The sequence below is a fragment of the Nocardia wallacei genome (genome assembly GCF_029868745.1).
Taxonomy (GTDB): Bacteria; Actinomycetota; Actinomycetes; order Mycobacteriales; family Mycobacteriaceae; genus Nocardia; species Nocardia wallacei_B.
On the sequence record NZ_JARWOP010000153.1, the window covers coordinates 40506 to 57770 of the forward strand.

Sequence of the window (17265 nt, forward strand, 5' to 3'; positions counted from 1 at the left end):
GGAATTCGGCAGCGCTACTCGCACCGCGCCGGCCGACCACCGGAAATGTCGGAGGGCGAGGGTGGACCGGCATCTCGCCCCCTGACACTACGAGCGCCGACCCGCCGAAGATCAGAGGCGGACCGCGGTCGACCGGTGCAGGGTCAGACGCGGCCAGTCCCGCATATCGCGCTGCAGTTGGCGGTCGTGGGTGGCCACCACGACCGCGGCCGGAGTGGCGCGCAGGGCCTCGGTGAGTTCGTCGACGAGGGCGATCGACAAGTGGTTGGTCGGCTCGTCGAGAAGCAGGAGATGCGGCCGGAATGCCAAGGCGCAGGCGAGGTCCAGGCGGCGCTGCTGCCCCATGGAGAGTTCGCCGATCGGCTTGTTCGCCTCCTGGGAACTGAGCAGACCCAGCGACGACAGGCCGACCACCTCGGCCTCGGTGAGCAGCCCCGCGGTCACCGCCGCCTCCACGTGCGCCCGGAACAGCTCACGCGCCCGCCGCCGCGGCGGATAACGAGACTCCTGCCGCAGCAAATGGATTCGCGCCCGGCGAGCCCGCTGCACCTGCCCCGCACCGGGTTCGAGCACTCCGGCGAGCACCGCCAGCAGCGTCGACTTACCCGCGCCGTTGGGACCCGCGACCACCAGGCGGTCACCGGAGTCCACCGACAGCTCGACCGGCCGCGCCAAGCGTCCGTCCACGGTCACATTCTCGGCCCGCACGAGCGTAACCCCCGGGCGCACAGGCAGTTCCGGCATCGCGAACCGCTGCGGCGGCGTCGGCGCGGTGATCCGATGCCGTTCCAGTTCGTCCTGCCGCCGGTGCACGGCGCGGGCCAGCGACCCGGCCCTGGTGGCGCGCTGGTGTTTCCCGGTGCCCTTGTCGGGCCGCCACCCGGTCACCAATCGGTTCTGCGCCGCCGACAGATCCTGCGCGAGCCGCGCGCGGTCGGTCTGTTGCTGCTGATACTCCTCCGCCCAGCGCTCGAGTTCGGCGCGCCGCCCGGCCTGATAGCCGGAGTACCCGTCGCCATAGATACGCGGCTTGCCGTCACGAGTCGGATCCAGGTCGAGGATCGTCTCGGCGACATCGGACAGCAGGGCCCGATCATGGCTCACCACCACGATTCCGCCCGCGAAGGCGCGCAACCTGGCGGTCAGGAACTCCAGCGCGGCCCGATCGAGATGGTTGGTCGGTTCGTCCAGCAGCAGGAAGTCGTCGCCCGCCGCCAGCAGCACCGCCAGCCGTACCCGATACCGCTGTCCCACCGACAACGTCCGCAGCGGACGCTCCCGATCGGTCACGGCCCCGAGTCCCGCCAAGGCGACGTCGACGCGCCGGTCGGCGTCCCACGCGTCGAGCAGTTGCGCGAGATCCAGTGCGGCGCTGTACTCTTCGTCGGCCCCGGGCAGCCCCTCGGTCAGCGCAGCGGTGGCGGCGTCGAGCCGCCGCACCGCCTCCCGGGCCGCCGCCAGGTGCTCGTCGACGATGTCCCCGACGGTGCGCTCGTCGTGGTCGGGCATCTCCTGGGTGGCCAGCGCCAGCGTGCCGATCCGCTGCACGCGGCCCGCGTCGGGTGCCAGCAGTCCGGCGAGCACGTGCAGCAGCGTGGATTTGCCGCGCCCGTTCTCGCCGACGACACCGCACCGCGAACCGGGTGAGACGGTCAAGTCGACACCGTCGAGTACGGTCCGTTCACCGCGCCGCACACGGATGTCCGAACAGGTCAATTGGGCCCGCGCACCGGCAGGCCGAATCCGGATGGTCATATCTTCCTCCGGGCACACGACACCGCATCGCGGAAAAGGAAGTGCGCCTTGATCGATGAATGCGCGCCGACGGCGCGACGGGACATCGGAACGGGGCCTACGGCGATCCGCCGGTGCGGACGCGGGCCCGGAGCTTCTAGAGGAAGTACAAGTGCACGACGTCGAGGGTAACAAGATCGCGCACCGGAGTCGAAGTCATTTCCGTCGCGACGGTCACACTCCGAAATGGGCACGTTCAGTGTTCGTTAGCTCACCCGCAAGCTAGCGCCGGGATGCTCGTGGGTACTGCAGTACCAGGTGAGTACGGACGAGGGGTGTCGAGTAGTGAGTGGGTGGCAGGTGCCGGTACCGCAGCGGCGATCGGAAGCAGCGGCGCAGGAGCGAAGTCGTGAACGCGGTGCGCCCCGCACCGTGCGAATGATCGTCGACGCCGAGCAGTGGCTGCGGCCGGTGGTCGTGCACGACGAGGACGCCATCCTGCGGGCATACACCACCGCCCTGGCCGAGCAGGCCGCCCAGGACTGAGCGGCGGGCGAGTCACGGCCGGAACAGCGCACGGTCGGGCTCCGGGATCCAGCACTCGTCGGCGATGTCGCTGTTGTAGTTGTCGCGGAAATACGCGACCAGATCCGGCAGTCCCGGATGCGGATTGGCGGTCGACCACAGCAGCGCGTGCGGGTACGCCGGAATCGGATCGACCACCGGAACCCGGCGGATGTGCGGATGCCAGGGCGTACGGAATCCCACCCCGGTGAAGCTGACCAAGGTGTCGGACGCGGCGACCCGTTCCAGGATGTCCTCGATCGGCTCCGGCCGCCCACCGGATTCGACTGTGACCCCGCTGTATTCGGACAGATGCCGGTAGTAGTCGGCCCACTCCGACGGCACCGCCGTGCCGGGCACCCACGCGGTGAACGGCCGGACCTCGGCGAGGGTGGTCGCCGCGTGCCCGGCCAGCGGATGGTCCTTGCCGACGACGAGCTGCAACGGCTCCAGATACGAAGGCACCGCGGCGATTTCGGGCGGCAGCGGCCGCGGCCCGCCGTACGCCCGCGCGAAGGCGGCGTCGACGCGACCGCCGACCAGCGTGTCGCGCGCGGTGCCGTGCGCGCGCAGCGTGCCGGGGTGGCCGAGCAGCAGGGCGTCGCGCGTCGTGGTGATCACGTTGGAGATCACGACCTCCGTGTCGCGCTCGGGATGGCGGTACAGGTAGAAGCGCAGCGACTCCATCTCCGCCTGCCGCTCCCCGAGCACGGCGACGCGCAGCGGGCGCACCCGTTCCCGCACCGCCGTCACCGCGTCGTCGGCGGCGCTCAGCAGCGTGCGGGCATGCGGCAGCAGCCGGGCGCCCGCCGCGGTCGCCGTGATCCCCGTGGGCACCCGGTCGAAAAGCGCCGCCCCGAGCTGCTGTTCGAGCTTGGCCACGCGCTTGGACACCGCCTGCTGGCTGATGCCCAGCACCGCCGCGGCGTGGCTGAACTGCCCCTCGTCCAGCGCCGTGACGAACGCGCGGACGGCGGCGAGGTCCAGATCCGTCATGACATCCTCCCGATACAACCGACGGTTGTGCATCCTAGCGTGTCTCTTGTTCGACTGACTGCCTCCTCACCTGGTCGTATCTAGCCGATAAGCCACGGCCGGAACCGGTGTGTCCGCACAACCGATTCCGACCCCGATCGACCACAGGGTGATTCGATGAGCGACGCGTCCTTCGTCCATCTGCACAACCACACCGAGTACTCGATGCTCGACGGCATGGCGAAGGTGGCGCCGCTGTTCGCCGAGGCCGAGCGCCTCGGAATGCCCGCGGTCGGCATGACCGACCACGGCAACATGTACGGCGCCGCCGAATTCTTCCGCCAGTCGCGCACGTCGGGGATCACCCCGATCATCGGGATCGAGGCGTACGTCGCCCCGGAGTCCCGGTTCTCCGGCAAGCGCGTGTTCTGGGGCGACCCGTCGCAGAAGTCCGACGATGTCTCCGGATCCGGCGCCTACCTGCACCTGACCATGTTCGCGAGAAACGCGGTGGGCCTGCGCAATCTGTTCACGCTGTCGTCGCTGGCCTCGTTCGAGGGGCAGCTCGGCAAGTGGCCGCGGATGGACGCCGAGCTGATCGCCGAGCACGCCGAGGGCATCATGGCGACCACGGGTTGTCCGTCCGGTGAGGTCCAAACCCGTTTGCGCCTGGGGCAATTCGACGCGGCGTACGACGCGGCCGGGCGGTGGCGGGAGATCTTCGGCGCGGAGAACTTCTTCCTCGAGGTGATGGACCACGGCTTGTCGATCGAGCGGCGGGTGCGCGCGGACCTGCTGGCGATCGGCGAGAAGGTGGGCCTGACACCACTGGCCACCAACGACTGTCACTACGTGCTGAAGCAGCAGTCGGCGGCGCACGAGGCGATGCTGTGCGTGCAGACCGGCAAGACCCTGTCCGATCCGACCCGCTTCCGGTTCGGCGGCGACGGCTACTACCTCAAGTCGGCCGCCGAGATGCGGGCGCTGTGGGACGGCGAGGTGCCCGGCGCGTGTGACGCCACCCTCGCGGTGGCCGAGCGCATCGAACCGTACGACGACATCTGGGAGTTCCGGGACCGCATGCCGGTGTTCCCGGTCCCGGACGGACACACCGAGGACAGCTGGCTGCGCCACGAGGTCGACGCTGGCCTGCGCTGGCGCTTCCCCGCCGGAGTCCCCGCGGAGTATCTGCGGCGGGCCGCGTACGAGCTGGACATCATCCGCGACAAGGGTTTTCCGGCCTATTTCCTGGTGGTGGGCGACCTGGTGGCGCACGCCCGCGAGGTGGGCATCCGGGTCGGGCCGGGCCGCGGTTCGGCCGCCGGGTCGCTGGTCGCCTACGCCCTCGCCATCACCAATATCGATCCGATCGAGCACGGCCTGCTGTTCGAACGATTCCTCAATCCCGAGCGGCCCTCGGCACCCGATATCGACATCGATTTCGATGACCGCCGCCGCGGCGAGATGATCCGCTACGCCACCGAACGCTGGGGCGCGGACAAGGTCGCGCAGGTCATCACATTCGGCACCATCAAAACCAAGGCGGCGCTGAAGGATTCGGCGCGCGTGCATTTCGGGCAGCCCGGATTCGCCCTCGCCGACCGGATCACCAAGGCGCTCCCGCCCGCCGTGGCGGCCAAGGACATCCCGGTCGCCGGGATCACCGACCCCGCGCACGAGCGCTACGGCGAGGCGGCCGAGGTCCGCGCACTGCTCGACGCGGATCCGGACGTGCGCCGGATCTACGACACCGCGGTGGGTTTGGAGGGCATGGTGCGCGGCGCGGGCGTGCACGCCTGCGCGGTCATCCTGTCCAGCGAACCGCTGATGAACGTCGTCCCGCTGTGGAAGCGGCCGCAGGACGGGGCGATCATCACCGGCTGGGACTATCCCTCCTGTGAGGCGATCGGCCTGCTCAAGATGGACTTCCTCGGCCTGCGCACGCTCACGGTGATCGGCGACTGCCTGACCAATATCCGAGACAACCGCGGCATCGAGATCGACCTCGACACCCTGGGCCTCGACGACGACAAGACCTACGCCATGCTGGCCCGCGGCGACAATCTCGGTGTCTTCCAGATGGATTCGGCCGGCATGCGGGAGCTGCTGTTGCGGATGGCGCCCACCGAATTCAACGACCTGGTGGCGTCCAACGCGCTGTACCGGCCGGGTCCGATGGGAGTCGGCGCGCACTGGGCCTACGCCGACCGCAAGAACGGACGCGAGCCGGTCACGCCCATTCACCCGGACCTGGACGAGCCGCTGCGAGAGATCCTGGCGGAAACCTACGCGCTGATCGTCTATCAGGAGCAGATCATGCAACTCGCGCAGCGGGTGGCGGGCTACTCACTGGGGCAGGCGGATCTGCTGCGCCGCGCGATGGGCAAGAAGAAGCCGGAGGTGCTGGCCCAGGAGTTCGAGAACTTCCGTAACGGCATGCGCGGCAACGGCTATCGCGACGAGGCGGTCACGGCGCTGTGGGACGCGGTGCTGCCGTTCGCCGGATACGCCTACAACAAGTCGCATGCCGCCGGTTACAGCCTGGTCATGTACTGGACCGCCTATCTCAAGGCGAACTATCCGGCCGAGTTCATGGCGGCGCTGCTGACCTCGGTCGGCGACGACAAGGACAAGTCCGCGATCTACCTGTCGGACTGCCGCAAACGCGGCATCCGCGTGCTGCCCCCGGACGTCAACGAGTCCGCCGCCACCTTCACCTGCGTCGGCGCCGATATCCGGTTCGGGCTGGGCGCGGTGCGCAATGTCGGCGAGCCGGTGGTCGAATCCATCGTGCGGGCACGGGAATCCGGCGCGTTCACCAGTTTCTCCGATTACCTGGCCAAGGCCGACGCCACCGCCTGCGCCAAGAAGGTGGTCGAATCACTCATCAAGGCGGGCGGTTTCGATTCGCTGCACCATCCGCGCCACGGCCTGTACCTGGTGCACGGCGAGGCCGTGGACGCCGCGATGGGCACCAAGAAGGCCGCGGCGCGTGGGCAATTCGACCTGTTCTCCGGATCGGTGGACGACTCAGGCGATGCCGCCGCGGTTTTCGAGGTGCCGGTGCCGGATCGGGAATGGGACACCCGGCAACTGCTGGGATTCGAGCGGGAGATGCTGGGGCTCTACGTCTCCGGACATCCGCTCGACGAGGTGGCACAGGCACTCGCGGCGCGGCGTGACACCCCGATCGCCGCGCTCGTCGAGGGCCGGGTGGGGCACGGCAGGAAGGTCGTGGTCGGCGGGCTCGTCGCCGCCGTCGACCGCCGCGTCACCAAGAAGGGCGAACCCTGGGCGATCGTGCGGCTGGAGGATCTGGAGGCGGCCGTGGAGATCCTGTTCTTCCCCGCGGCCTACGCGAGCGCGGCCACCGCCCTCACCGAGGACGCGGTGCTGCTCGTCACCGCGCACGTCAGCATCCGGGACGGCCGGATGTCGCTGCTCGGCGACCAGGTCAGCGTGCCGGAGCTGGCCGGGCTCGCGGCGGCCGGCGCGATCACCGTGACCATTCCCGTTCCGGCCTGCACACCCGCGGCCGTCCGCGGCCTCCGCGAGACCCTCCAGCACCACCCCGGACCGACCGAGGTGCGAATTCGCTTGGTGGGCAGGAAGGGCCCGCAGTTGCTCGCGATCGACCCGCGCTACCGCGTCCAGCCCTCCCCCGCCCTGATGGGCGAACTCAAGGCCCTCTTCGGCCCGGCCTGCCTGCAGTAGCGGGCCGTTACCAGCCGCGCTCGGCGAGCCGGTGCGGCTCCGGGATCTCCTCGACATTGATGCCGACCATGGCGTCGCCCAGGCCGCGCGACACCTTGGCCAGCACGTCCGGGTCGTCGTAGAAGGTGGTGGCCTTCACGATCGCGGCCGCGCGCTGGGCCGGGTTGCCGGACTTGAAGATGCCGGAGCCGACGAACACGCCCTCGGCGCCGAGCTGCATCATCATGGCGGCGTCGGCCGGGGTGGCGATACCGCCGGCGGTGAACAGCACGACCGGGAGCTTGCCGGTCTCGGCGATCTCGCGGACCAGTTCGTAGGGCGCCTGCAGTTCCTTGGCGGCCACGAACAGCTCGTCCTCGGGCAGCGACTGCAGGCGGCGGATCTCCTGGCGGATCTTGCGCATGTGGGTGGTGGCGTTGGACACGTCGCCGGTGCCGGCCTCGCCCTTGGAGCGAATCATGGCCGCGCCCTCGGTGATCCGGCGCAGCGCCTCGCCCAGGTTGGTGGCGCCGCACACGAACGGCACGGTGAACTGCCACTTGTCGATGTGGTGCGCGTAGTCGGCCGGGGTGAGCACCTCGGACTCGTCGATGTAGTCGACGCCGAGGCTCTGCAGCACCTGCGCCTCCACGAAGTGGCCGATCCGCGCCTTGGCCATCACGGGGATGGACACCGCGCCGATGATGCCGTCGATCAGATCCGGGTCGCTCATGCGCGCCACGCCACCCTGTGCGCGGATGTCGGCGGGCACCCGCTCCAGCGCCATGACGGCCACCGCCCCGGCGTCCTCGGCGATCTTGGCCTGCTCCGCGGTGACGACGTCCATGATCACACCGCCCTTGAGCATCTCGGCCATGCCGCGCTTCACGCGGGCGGTGCCGGTCGTCGGGCTGGTTTCGGGCGTAGTCACGGCAAACTCCTGATCATCGGGGTAATCGGGTCATACGGAATCGAACGACACGATTCTAGGCGGGTCGATCAGGCCACTAGATAGCCAGTCCGAGAGCACTGGACTGCCGACCACACCCGCACCCGCGAGGACCAGGAGTTCCCGCTATCTCGCCGCTACGGGACGGATGCGATCAGATCGGGTTGATCACCAGTAACTGAGCCCAGTAGGTGGCGGCCTCGTTGCCCAGATAGGGCAGCAGAAAGTCGTAGAGCAGGTAGGACATCGGCATGCGGTACTTCACCTCCAGATACCGGTTCGCCAGGGTGCGCGGTCGGCAAACCGACTCCGACCATAACCGAACATGACGTTCGCCACAGGACTTCAGTCCGGCGGCCACCCGGGGTCGGAGTTGCCGACCGCCGTGGGAGCCAGGTATTCGATGCCGAGGACGATGTCGGGGTGGATCCGGATGATCCGGTCCCGGGGTCCGGGCAAGGCGGCCGGGAGTACTCGGCGGCACCGCCGGATCTCCTCCGGGTCGGTCAGTTCCTCGGCGGCGCCGGTGACGACGACACACCAGCCGAGCAGCGTGGCCGGGTCGAGGGTGTCGGCCTCGTAGGTGACCACCTGGCGGTCGGAACTCAGCGTGGTGCCGGGGTTGGCGTAGATGACGATGGCGTCGTCGACCACGGCGTGGTTGACGGGGCGGATCGTCGGCAGGGCGTAGCGGGAGAACACCACCCGGCCGAACCGCACGCCGGACAGCAACCGCAGCGACTGGGCGGTCGACAGTTCACGTGAGCCGAGCGTTTCCTCCACGATGACCTCGGAGATCGTCGAACCTGTTGCGCCACCGATAATTCCACGTCGGCGAGGCGACGGCGCGGGAAACGCGGAACCGGGCGCGAAGTATGGGATTCCCCCGGGGGTCGACGCCTCGTCGGTGACCAACGACTCTAGCGGCCGCCGTGGGGAACCGTAGACTCGTGAGCACGTCGTTGTGCCCATCGACCTCCGAATCCCGCACCACGTCAGAGGATTCGGCTCGACAGCGAGTCAGGAGTCCGGACATGGACGATGTCCTGCTGACCGACCGGCCGACCGGTTCGATCGCCGATTCGACGCTTCCCCCGTACGGCTTGTTCACCCCCGCGCCGCCACCGTCCGGCGACGCCGTGGCCTTCGCCGACGCCAACGACCGCCTGGTCCGGCACCTGTTCGATGTCGGCTTGCAACTGCACACGCTCAGGGCGCTGTCCGGCGGGTCCGAATCGGCCACCACGGTGCTCCTCGACGACCTGGACGGGATGATCCGCGACGCGGGCCTCGCGATGCTGGCGATGACCATGGCCCGCTGAACTCAGCGGATCGAACGCACCTCCGGCTCGGCATCGCTGCCCGCGACGGCCGCCGCCTCCGGCAGCAGCTGATCGAGATGGTACGGATACACCGTCTCCCCCATGGCATCCAGTGTCACGATGTCCTCGGCGGTGCACCACTTGTCGTCGGTGACGCAGCGGCGTTCCCACACCGTCGGATTCGCGGCCCGCGGCTCGAACGCCGTGGTGCGCGCGACGAAGAACAGCTCCTCCGAACGGACCAGTTCGCCGTCGAACGGGAAGACCGCGACCCGCCGCCAGATCGGCCCGCGCAACGCCGTGGAGTCCAGCGCGCGGCCCGTCTCCTCCCACAGTTCCCGCACCGCCGCGGTGCGCAGGGTCTCCCCGGGTTCGATGCCGCCGCCGACGGTGAACCAGAACGGCAGGTCGGGCGTCTTGGGATCGTGGCCGCGCAGGAGCAGCACCCGGTCCTGCTCGTCGAGCAGCACCACGCGCGCGGAGGTGCGCACCGTGTCCACCTCGAGCCCGGTGGTGGCCGCGGCCGTGACCCGCTCGGCGATCTCGAAGTACGTAGGCAGCGGCGCGGTACCGCCCAGGTGCAGCAGCCGGACCGGACGGCGGGTGCGCAGGGCGAGGGTGTCGCGCACGGCGTCGTTGTGGAAGCGGCGGGCGATGAGCACGCGCGCCTCGGCGTCGGCCAGCTCGGCCACCAGTTGCGGCGGCAGCAGGGTGATGTCGATGCCGGTCAGCGCCGCGGCCAGCTGGTTCTCCACGGTCTCGCGATCGGTCCAGTCGGCGCGTTCGGCGCGGGCGGCCAGGGCGTGCAGGCGCCGGGCCTGCTCGCCGACGGCCTCGGACCCGGTATTGGTCAGCGCCAGCGCGACCGAGCGGGCCACCACCGCGCGGCGGGCCAGCGCCGCCTCGAGCGCGTGCCGCGCCTGATCGCTGCGCACGTGCAGGCGGTCCAGCCGATTCGCCGTCGAGTACGCCCACACGCCGGCCGCCACGATCAGCGCGGCGATCAGCGCCAGGACCAGGATCGTGGTCGCGGAGAAGGTGATCATCCGGCGGTCCTCACCCGGGTGTCGCCGACGGTCACCGTCTCGTACACCCGCAGGATCTGTTCGGCGACCACCGGCCAGTCGTATTCGCCCACAACCTGATTCGCCGCCCGGATCAGACTCTCCCGGCGGTCGGCGGCCCCGAGCAGCTCGCCGAGCGCGGCCGCCAGCCGCGCCGAATCGCCGATGGGGACGAGCATTCCCGCCGTCCCGTCGCGCAGCACCCGGCGGAAGGCGTCCAGTTCGCTCGCCACCACCGCGGTCCCGGCCGCCATCGCCTCCACCAGCACGATGCCGAAGCTCTCGCCACCGAGATTGGGCGCGCAGTACACCTCGGCGCTGCGCATCGCCGAGGCCTTCTCCGCGTCCGACACCTGCCCGAGGAAGCGCAGGTGCCCGGCCAGCTCACCGGCCTCGCGCCGCAGCCGCTCCTCGTCGCCCCGCCCGACGATCAGGATCTCGACCTCCGGGTGGCGGCGCACCAGCTCCGGCAGCGCGCCCAGCAGCACCGCCATCCCCTTGCGCGGTTCGTCGTAGCGGCCCAGGAACAGCACCGTCCCGCCCGGCCGCGGGTAGCCCTCGAGCAGCGGGGCGTGCGCGAAGGCGGGGACGTCGACGCCGTTGGGGATCTCCACCGCGTCGCCGCCGAGCGCCTCCACCTGCCAGCGCCGCGCCAGCTCCGAGACCGCGATCCGCCCGCTGATCTTCTCGTGGTAGGGCCGCAGCACCCCCTGAAAGGTGCTGAGCACCAACGATTTCGTGGTCGAGGTGTGAAAGGTCGCCACGATCGGTCCCTCGGCGATCTTCAGCGCCAGCATCGACAGGCTGGGCGCATTCGGCTCGTGGATGTGCAGCACGTCGAAATCGTTGTCGGCGATCCAGCGCCGGATCCGGTTGTAGGCGGTGGGCCCGAAGGACAACCGCGCCACCGACCCGTTGTAGGGAATGGCGACAGCCTTGCCCGCGGAGACGACGAAGGCGGGCAGCGGGGTGTCCTCGGCCGCCGGCGCCAGCACGCTGACCCGGTGCCCGCGTTCGATCAGCACCTCCGCCAGCTCCACGACATGGGACTGCACTCCACCCGGTACGTCGAACGAGTACGGGCAGACCATGCCGATTCTCATACCGCCTCGTCTCCCGCGGCCGTACCGTCCCGCGCGCTGACGTCCGCGCTCGCGCGACCGTCCGCGCCGAGTGCCGCCTGGGCCGCGGCGATCCGGGCGCGGCGGGCCTCGGAGAGGTCCGCCTCCCACATGGGCTGCAGCATGTGCCAGTCGGCGGGGTGCAAGGCGATATTCGCCGCGAACCAGTCCGCCATGGCCTGGGTTGCCGGGCCCACGCCCCGCGAAACATCCAGCGGGGCATCCGTCTTCAGACCCCACCCCTCGTTGCCCGCGGCATCGACGGTGTACCAGGCGTGCACGGGCAGCATCGCGGCGCCGGTCTCGATCGCCAGTTTGGCCGCGCCGGCGGGCATCCAGGTGCGCTCGCCGAAGAATGTCACCGGCACGCCCTTGCCGGTGAGGTCGCGCTCGCCCATCAGGCAGACGATCTTGTTCTGCCGCAGCCGCTCCGCCAGCTGCGGGAACGGCGGCTGGGTACCGCCGGTGTGCGGGAATACCTCGAAGCCCAGGCTTTCCCGATAGGCGACGAACCGTTCGAACAGCGATTCCGGCCGCAGCCGTTCGGTCACCGTGGAGAAGGTGCCGTAGTGCTGGACCAGCCACACCCCGGCCATATCCCAGTTCCCCGAATGCGGCAGCACCAGCACCGCGCCGCGCCCGCGCTCCAGCGCGGCGTCGACGTTCTCGATCCCGATCGCCGGCGGCATCAGCGGTGATCTCGCCAGCGTCGCGTGATCCAGCGTCGGCAGCCGGAACGCCTCGCGCCAGTACCGGGCGTAGGAGCGCATGCTGTCCCGGATCAGCTCGTCGGGCACGGCCATCGGGTCGACGCCGAGCACGCGAGAAAGGTTGCGGCGCAATTGGTTCGGCGTGCCGCTGCGATGCGTGGCGCGGTTCGCCCGGCGCCCGGCCCAGTCGCCCCCGACATCGAACAGGCGGCGCGCGGCGGGCTCGGGCAGGCCCCGGACCAGCCGCCACCCCGCCGCGTACGCCCGGTCGGTCAGCGTGGATCTCATACCGCTCATCCCACTGCCCCTATGCCACCGACTCCGGCGCCGCCGTTGCTCGAGCGTTCACTGCCCCTCCCCCTGCGCCCGCCCCGGCATGGCGATCACGTCGCGGGCGCCGGCGGAGTTGCGGACGGCCAAGACCCGCTGGCACACCGTGACGACGCTCAGCACGGCGAGCACGTACATCGCGAGATACACCGCGTAGGACAACCATTCGATGTCCCAGTAGCCGCCGATGCCGGTGAATCCGGCGCCGACGAGCACGATCACCAGCCGGTCCGGCCGCTCGATCAGCCCGCCGTCAGCCGACAGCCCGCTGGCCTCCGCGCGCGCCTTGGCGTACGAGATCACCTGCGAGGTCACCAGCACCACCAAAGTCGCGACGAACAGATGCTTGCTCTGCGCGTGGTAGACCGACCACCAGGCCAGCGAGCCGAAGACCGCGCCGTCGGCGATCCGGTCGCAGGTGGCGTCCAGCACCGCACCGTATTTCGTGCCGCCGCCGCGCGCCCGCGCCATCGCCCCGTCGAGCATGTCGAACATGACGAAGAACCAGATCACCATCGTGCCCCAGAACAGATGTCCGGTGGGGAACAACGTCACCGACGCCACGATCGAGGCCGTGGTGCCGATCAGCGTGACCGCATCGGGCGTGAGCCCGGTACTCACCAGCGCCTTGCCCAGGGGCGCAGTCGCTTTGGCGAATGTCTCACGACCGAAGAAGCTGAGCACGCTACTCGACGTCCTTCCACATACCGGCCAGCAGAGCCCTGGTCTCCCGTAACAGTTGCGGCATCACCTTCACTCCGCCGACAACGGTGATGAAATTCGCGTCCCCGCCCCAGCGCGGGACGATGTGCTGGTGCAGGTGGTCGGCGAGCGAACCGCCCGCCACGCCACCGAGATTCAGGCCGACGTTGAATCCCTCCGGCCGCGACACCTGCTTCATCACCCGGATCGCCCGCTGGGTGAACGCCATCAGTTCGGCGCTCTCCTCGGCGGTGAGGTCCTCGAGGTTGGCCACCCGGCGGTAGGGCACCACCATCATGTGGCCCGGGTTGTACGGGTACAGGTTGAGCACCGCGTATACCCATTCACCGCGCGCGATGACCAGGCCGTCCTCGTCGGACATCTTCGGGATCTCGGTGAACGGATGCCCCGAACTCGCGGGCTCGGCGCCCGCGTCGGTCTTGCGCGCGTCCCGGTCGGCCACGGCCCCGGTGATGTAGGACATCCGGTAGGGCGTCCACAGCCGCTGCAGGCGGTCGGGATCACCCGCGCCGGTGTCCACGATCGGCTCCGGGCGGGCCGAATCCTGGTGCGATACAGCCTCGTCCACGGTTCGCTCACTCATTCCCACCGGTCCGGATCTCGAATCCCGCCGCCGTCGGCGACGCGTTCTCGCGGCGGCGGACCCAATCCGCCACGGTGGCAACGGCATCGGCGACCGGCACGCCGTTGACCGTGGTGCCGTCGCGGAACCGGAAGCTCACCGCCCCCGCCGTCACGTCGCGCTCGCCCGCCACCAGCATGAACGGCACCTTCTGGGCGGTGTGGTTGAAGATCTTCTTCTGCATCCGGTCGTCGCTGCCGTCCACCTCGGCGCGCACGCCCGCGGCCCGCAGCCGCGCCACGACGTCCTCGAGGTGCGGCACGAAGGCGTCCGCGACCGGGATGCCGACCGCCTGGACCGGCGACAGCCATGCCGGGAACGCCCCGGCGTAGTGCTCGGTGAGCACGCCGAAGAACCGCTCGATCGAGCCGAACAGCGCGCGGTGGATCATCACCGGGCGCTTCTTGGTGCCGTCGGAGGCGGTGTACTCCAGCTCGAACAGCTCCGGTTCGAAGAAGTCCAGCTGGATGGTCGACATCTGCCAGTTGCGGCCCAGCGCGTCCTTGGTCTGCACCGAGATCTTCGGGCCGTAGAACGCGGCCCCGCCCGGATCCGGAACCAGTTGCAGGCCCGAGGTTTCCGCGACCCGCGCCAGGGTGGCGGTGGCCTCCTCCCACAGCTCGTCGGAGCCGACGTACTTCTTCGGGTCCTTGGTGGACAGCTCGAGGTAGAAGTCGTCGAGGCCGTAGTCCTTCAGCAGGTCGAGCACGAACCGCAGAATGCTGGTGAGTTCCTCGACCACCTGCTCCTGCGTGCAGTAGATGTGCGAGTCGTCCTGGGTCATGCCGCGCACCCGGGTCAGGCCGTGGATCACGCCGGACTTCTCGTAGCGGTACACCGAGCCGAATTCGAACATCCGCAGCGGCAGTTCCCGATACGACCGGCCGCGCGACCGGAAGATCAGGTTGTGCATCGGGCAGTTCATCGGCTTGACGTAGTAGTCCTGGCCGGGCTTGCGGACGGTGCCGTCCTCGTTGTACTCCGCGTCCAGGTGCATGGGCGGGAACATGCCGTCGGCGTACCAGTCCAGGTGCTTGGACACCTCGAACAGGTGGGCCTTGGTCAGGTGCGGGGTGTTGACGAATTCGTAGCCGGCCTCGACGTGCCGCTGGCGCGAATAGTCCTCGAGCTCTTTGCGGATGATGCCGCCCTTGGGGTGGAACACCGGCAGGCCCGAGCCCAGTTCGTCGGGGAAGGAGAACAGGTCCAGTTCCAGGCCGAGCTTGCGGTGGTCGCGCTTCTCGGCCTCCTCCAGCAGGTGCAGGTGAGCGTCGAGGGCCTCCTGCGACTCCCACGCGGTGCCGTAGATGCGCTGCAGGTCCTCGCGGTTCTGGTCACCGCGCCAGTAGGCGGCGGAGCTGCGGGTCAGCTTGAACGCCGGAATGAACTTGGTGGTCGGGATGTGCGGGCCGCGGCACAGGTCGCCCCACACCTTCTCGCCCGTGCGCGGGTCGAGGTTGTCGTAGATGGTCAGCTCGTTGCCGCCGACCTCCATGATCTCCGGGTCGTCGATGCCGGACTTGTCGCCGATCAACTCGAGCTTGAACGGCTCCTTCGCCAGCTCGACGCGAGCCTCCTCGACCTCGACCACCCGGCGCGAGAAGCGCTGGGCGCCTTTGACGATCTTCTTCATCCGCGATTCCAGCTTGGCCAGATCCTCGGGGGTGAAGGGACGGTCCACCTGGAAGTCGTAGTAGAAGCCGTCCTTGATCGGCGGGCCGATGCCCAACTTGGCCTCCGGGAACTCCTGCTGCACCGCCTGCGCCAGCACGTGCGCGGCCGAGTGCCGGATCACGCTGCGGCCGTCCTCGGTGTCGGCGGCGACCGGCTCGACCTCGACGTCGGTGCCGGGGATCCAGGACAGGTCCTTGAGGTTGCCCTCCGCGTCGCGCACGACGACTACGGTGTCGGGGCCCTTGGTGGGCAGGCCCGCCTCGCGCACCGCGGCGCCCGCCGTCGTCCCGGCCGGCACCCGAACGAGGGCGGTCGGGGTGGTGCGGGCTGAGGTGGTCACGGCTGCGCTCTCCTTGAGGTTCGGGCGGGCGGGCTGCCCGCTGTGTCTGCCGCGAGGATTCCCCGCGGCCGGACTCGGAAGTCCAGGCCGGACACGCGGAAGTGCCCGGCGCGACCATGCTATCGGGAGCATCCCGAGCATGTGGCGATGGACCTCGCCTGTCGCGGCCTCAGGCCCCGGCCGCCAGCCGCGCCAGGAGGGTCTGCCGCTCGGCGGCGGGACGTTTGGGACAGGACGTGCACATCTGGCAGCCCGGGACCTCGAAGACCAGGCAGCACGAGATCCGGCGGACGAAGGTGCGCGATCCGACGTCGGTGAATCGCGGCACCGGCAGCCGCCCGGCCACCTCGCGGGCCAGCCGTGCCCCGGCCTCGGCGTCTCCGGCGTCCAGCGCACGGTTGCCGATCGCGTCGGCCACGATCGCCCACAGCGACGCGGCACCCGCTCCCGAGACCTCGGCGACGGCGGGGATGATGCGCCCCAACGTCTTTCGCAGGGCGGGACCGACATCCGCCGGATCGCTCGCCCGCTCGGTCGCGTCCACGACGACGACGCGTTCCACGCCGCCGTCGGGACGGATCTCGCAGCGGAGCTGTTCGAGTTCGGGCGGAGTGGCGTCGCGGCCCTCGGCGTAGGCGGTGGCGATCGGGTCGACGAGAGAGGAGGCGGCCATGCACCACCAGAGGGTGCCCGCGACGCGGGAGTTGCCGGTGCCCCAGGAGATTCCCATGTCGGCGATGCGCTCGCTCAACCACTGCGGTCTGGTCAGCGTCGTGCCCGGTACCACCGCACCGCGCGCCGCCGCCACCGATTCCGCGACCATGTCCATCCGACTCCGTTCCCGCCGATGTGATCGAACCTCTTGATCGAACCCTCAGAACAGTGGGCTGTGCAACCAGTCCCAGTCCAGCCCGAACCAGCCGCCGACCCAGCCGAACGTGCCCAGCAACCACAGCGTCACCAGCACCACGGCCAAGGTCAGCAGTGCCCCGAGCGTCTTCACCACGAGACCCTGCCCGGCGTACCAGTCCATGACCCGGCGGTAGCGCTCCCGCGTCCATTCCAGGAGTCGATGCGCCCAGACGAATTCCGTCGCCAGAATGCCCAGCCCCGCGAACACGATCAGCCAGCCGGGCCCCGGGTACGGAATGGCGACGATCCCGGCCGCCAGCACCGCGACCCCCAGCACCCCGACCACGACCCGATAGACGAGGTTCAGCGTCGGCCGTTCGGCGACCGACGCGCGCCAGGATTTGAACTCGGAAACCACGATCACCACCCTACGGATCCGCGCCCCTCGCGCCCATGATCACCGCCCCGCGCGCCGCCCTGGGCATATCCAACATCGTCATACCCGCCCCGCGGGGGTTGTGTGGGGGGGGGGCGGGGGGGGGGGGGCTGAGCGACGACGCGGGGGGGGGGGGGAGGGCGGGGGGGGGCGGGG

Annotated in this window: 15 protein-coding genes; 3 read left to right on the plus strand and 12 right to left on the minus strand. The window is 69.7% G+C overall.

Translation table 11 applies throughout. The annotated features are described in order from the left end of the window. Positions 1–111: 111 nt before the first annotated feature. Positions 112–1755 (minus strand): ABC-F family ATP-binding cassette domain-containing protein, encoded by a 1644-nt coding sequence (locus tag QH470_RS12765; protein ID WP_280272542.1) that lies wholly within the window; start codon positions 1753–1755, stop codon positions 112–114. Between the two features lie 324 nt (positions 1756–2079). Between QH470_RS12765 and QH470_RS12770 the strand changes: the two genes are divergently transcribed. Continuing rightward, positions 2080–2280: a hypothetical protein gene (locus QH470_RS12770; RefSeq protein WP_280272543.1), complete on the plus strand. Its 201-nt coding sequence runs from the start codon at positions 2080–2082 to the stop codon at positions 2278–2280. Positions 2281–2292: 12 nt separating this feature from the next. On the opposite strand, the gene QH470_RS12775 is transcribed toward QH470_RS12770, so the two are convergent. Further along, positions 2293–3294 carry a LysR family transcriptional regulator gene (locus QH470_RS12775; RefSeq protein WP_280272544.1) on the minus strand — a complete coding sequence of 334 codons (1002 nt, stop codon included), beginning with the start codon at positions 3292–3294 and terminating at the stop codon, positions 2293–2295. 156 nt (positions 3295–3450) lie between these two features. Here QH470_RS12775 and dnaE point away from each other — a divergent pair, with 156 nt between their 5' ends. Further along, positions 3451–6987, plus strand: coding sequence for a DNA polymerase III subunit alpha (gene dnaE / locus QH470_RS12780; protein WP_280272545.1), 3537 nt, complete (start codon positions 3451–3453; stop codon positions 6985–6987). A gap of 7 nt (positions 6988–6994) precedes the next feature. Here the strand turns inward: dnaE and pdxS are convergent, their stop codons facing one another. Further along, a complete protein-coding gene (pdxS, locus tag QH470_RS12785; protein ID WP_280272546.1) occupies positions 6995–7897 on the minus strand; it encodes a pyridoxal 5'-phosphate synthase lyase subunit PdxS in 903 nt (300 codons plus the stop codon). Between the two features lie 363 nt (positions 7898–8260). Then, a complete protein-coding gene (locus QH470_RS12790) occupies positions 8261–8698 on the minus strand; it encodes a pyridoxamine 5'-phosphate oxidase family protein (protein WP_280272547.1) in 438 nt (145 codons plus the stop codon). A 251-nt stretch (positions 8699–8949) separates the two neighbouring features. Between QH470_RS12790 and QH470_RS12795 the strand changes: the two genes are divergently transcribed. Beyond that, on the plus strand, positions 8950–9237 hold the full coding sequence (locus QH470_RS12795; RefSeq protein WP_280272548.1) for a hypothetical protein: 288 nt from the start codon (positions 8950–8952) through the stop codon (positions 9235–9237). A 2-nt stretch (positions 9238–9239) separates the two neighbouring features. Here the strand turns inward: QH470_RS12795 and QH470_RS12800 are convergent, their stop codons facing one another. From QH470_RS12800 to QH470_RS12835, 8 genes are all read right to left on the minus strand, one after another. Beyond that, entirely contained in the window at positions 9240–10280 is a 1041-nt protein-coding gene (locus QH470_RS12800; RefSeq protein WP_280272557.1) for an NUDIX hydrolase, read from the minus strand. Then, entirely contained in the window at positions 10280–11404 is a 1125-nt protein-coding gene (locus QH470_RS12805) for a glycosyltransferase family 4 protein (RefSeq protein ID WP_280272549.1), read from the minus strand. The genes QH470_RS12800 and QH470_RS12805 overlap by 1 nt, the downstream gene beginning before the upstream one ends. Next, positions 11401–12429 (minus strand): phosphatidylinositol mannoside acyltransferase, encoded by a 1029-nt coding sequence (locus tag QH470_RS12810; protein ID WP_280272550.1) that lies wholly within the window; start codon positions 12427–12429, stop codon positions 11401–11403. Before QH470_RS12810 ends, QH470_RS12805 begins: the two co-directional genes overlap by 4 nt. Before the next feature lie 48 nt (positions 12430–12477). Next, the gene (gene pgsA / locus QH470_RS12815) at positions 12478–13146 is read right to left on the minus strand and encodes a phosphatidylinositol phosphate synthase (protein ID WP_280272551.1); all 669 of its coding nucleotides are present in this window, start codon (positions 13144–13146) and stop codon (positions 12478–12480) included. A gap of 1 nt (position 13147) precedes the next feature. Beyond that, positions 13148–13768, minus strand: a complete 621-nt coding sequence (locus tag QH470_RS12820) for an ATP adenylyltransferase (RefSeq protein WP_280272552.1) — start codon at positions 13766–13768, stop codon at positions 13148–13150. Further along, positions 13761–15821: a threonine--tRNA ligase gene (gene thrS, locus QH470_RS12825; RefSeq protein WP_280272553.1), complete on the minus strand. Its 2061-nt coding sequence runs from the start codon at positions 15819–15821 to the stop codon at positions 13761–13763. Before thrS ends, QH470_RS12820 begins: the two co-directional genes overlap by 8 nt. Positions 15822–15990: 169 nt before the next feature. Continuing rightward, positions 15991–16650, minus strand: coding sequence for a (2Fe-2S)-binding protein (locus tag QH470_RS12830; protein WP_280272554.1), 660 nt, complete (start codon positions 16648–16650; stop codon positions 15991–15993). Between the two features lie 45 nt (positions 16651–16695). Beyond that, a complete protein-coding gene (locus tag QH470_RS12835) occupies positions 16696–17091 on the minus strand; it encodes a TIGR02611 family protein (RefSeq protein ID WP_342228436.1) in 396 nt (131 codons plus the stop codon). Positions 17092–17265 lie beyond the last annotated feature (174 nt).